This window comes from Effusibacillus pohliae DSM 22757 (assembly GCF_000376225.1).
Classification (GTDB): Bacteria; Bacillota; Bacilli; order Tumebacillales; family Effusibacillaceae; genus Effusibacillus; species Effusibacillus pohliae.
The window spans coordinates 1-1,616 of sequence record NZ_AQXL01000019.1; the positions used below are offsets into that span (position 1 = coordinate 1).

The following is a 1,616-nucleotide window of genomic DNA, read 5'->3' on the forward strand; positions in this document are numbered from 1 at the left end:
AATCACTTGTGGATAACCCCGTAAAACCCGCTTCAAATAAGGGTTTTTAGTTATCCACAGATGCCTACATCGGGGGCAAAACTGTCGAAGCCGGGGTTGAAGGTGGTTATATATTAAAACATTAGTGAGAAAATAAGAGATATCTGCGGGAAATTATCGAATTTGCCGATAAACCAAGCTAAAAAACCGCTGCTAAATCCGATACATAATAACAAAACAACGATTGGGTACATCCCCTTAAAATTCTGATTTTATTTTGCTGAAAGCACCTCGGTCGGAAAAACAAATGGAGGGATCAATATGAAAAGTAAATTTTTGGTAGTTATATTATCTTTGTCAATAATGGGAGTCGGAACTGCCCTCGCTGCCTCGGACAAATTGGCAAAAGTGGGGGCTACTGAAGTTGTGCATGACAAAAAAACTGATGGTCAGAATAGCAACAAAGAGCTCAATGTGCAAAACAACAACAATAGTCAAAATGGTAACAAAGAAGATAAGGCACAAAGTGACAATGATCGTGATCAAAATGACAACAAAAGCGATGATGGACAAAAAGACGATGGACAGAATGACGATGAACATAGCCAAAACGACAATTCAGATGATGGTGAACAAGAGTAAAGAGTTAATATAAGCAATTCAATTTGCATGGACGTTTTTGAGTCAACCCCTACTACGATGTAAAATTAAACTTGAATTGAATTCTCCTGCCTGATTGGCAGGAGTTCTTGTTTGTCGCCCGAAGTAATAACTGGTACTAGTTAGATCTCCAGTGGTGAGATTTGGGATCACATACCGAGTGCCTCTGAGCCTTAAAAAATGCTTTAGTGGGATAAAGGGTAGAAAAATGGTAGAAGATCGACATTCTACCCACCCTCTCTTTCAGATGCCGAACGGTAGGGAAGGGGGCAACAAAAAAGCCCTGAACCCTTATGGTTCAAGGCTTTTTGCGACTTGGCGGAAGCGTGTGGGAATCGAACCCACCTGCGACACCCCGTGCCGCACACTCGGTTTTGAAGACCGCAGAAAAGCATTTAAAGGGTGTCAAACAGTGGAAAAACGCTTATAAAACAAGGACTTTGAGGACTTTGCGACAGGTGCCCATTCTCACGGTCTAAAGCATATTCCTTCGGTCTGAAGTTGGCCGTTGACACGGTCTCTTTTCCGTGTTTACCCTCGGTCTCAAATTTCCTCGGTTTATCCCTTGTATACTTATTACTACTAGTCTTTGGAAAAGTCAATAGGGTTCTCAAACAGTTGTTCAAATGAGGAGCATTGATTTGGATGGAAAAAATCATTAGCACAATTGATGAGGGATTATCTGTACGAGGATTTGAAGTGGGAGACGTGGAAAAACGGGGGTGGAGCTTGCTCGTGGAACTGTGTGTTTTGAAAAACCCTGTATGCTCTATGTACCCCGAAGTGGGAAATTCTCTTCGGGGTTTAAATTCACTCATCCAATGCTGCCAAACGTTTCTTATAAAGAAACTGAATAACCGCCTTGGTTTCGTCATCTTGTCGATCCTGTTACCGCTCACGCTATTTGGCGGCGAGTGAGCGGTTTTTTGTCATGTTCAATGTCGGAGGATTCTTCGGATGATTGTCGTATCATGATC

2 protein-coding genes are annotated in these 1,616 nt (G+C 42.1%); both read left to right on the top strand.

Annotated features, from left to right (window positions below; genetic code table 11):
* Positions 1 to 300 precede the first annotated feature (300 nt).
* On the top strand, positions 301 to 621 hold the full coding sequence (locus C230_RS0100205) for a hypothetical protein (RefSeq protein WP_018130102.1): 321 nt from the start codon (positions 301 to 303) through the stop codon (positions 619 to 621).
* Positions 622 to 1,284: 663 nt separating this feature from the next.
* Entirely contained in the window at positions 1,285 to 1,557 is a 273-nt protein-coding gene (locus C230_RS0100210) for a hypothetical protein (RefSeq protein WP_018130103.1), read from the top strand.
* Positions 1,558 to 1,616: the final 59 nt, after the last annotated feature.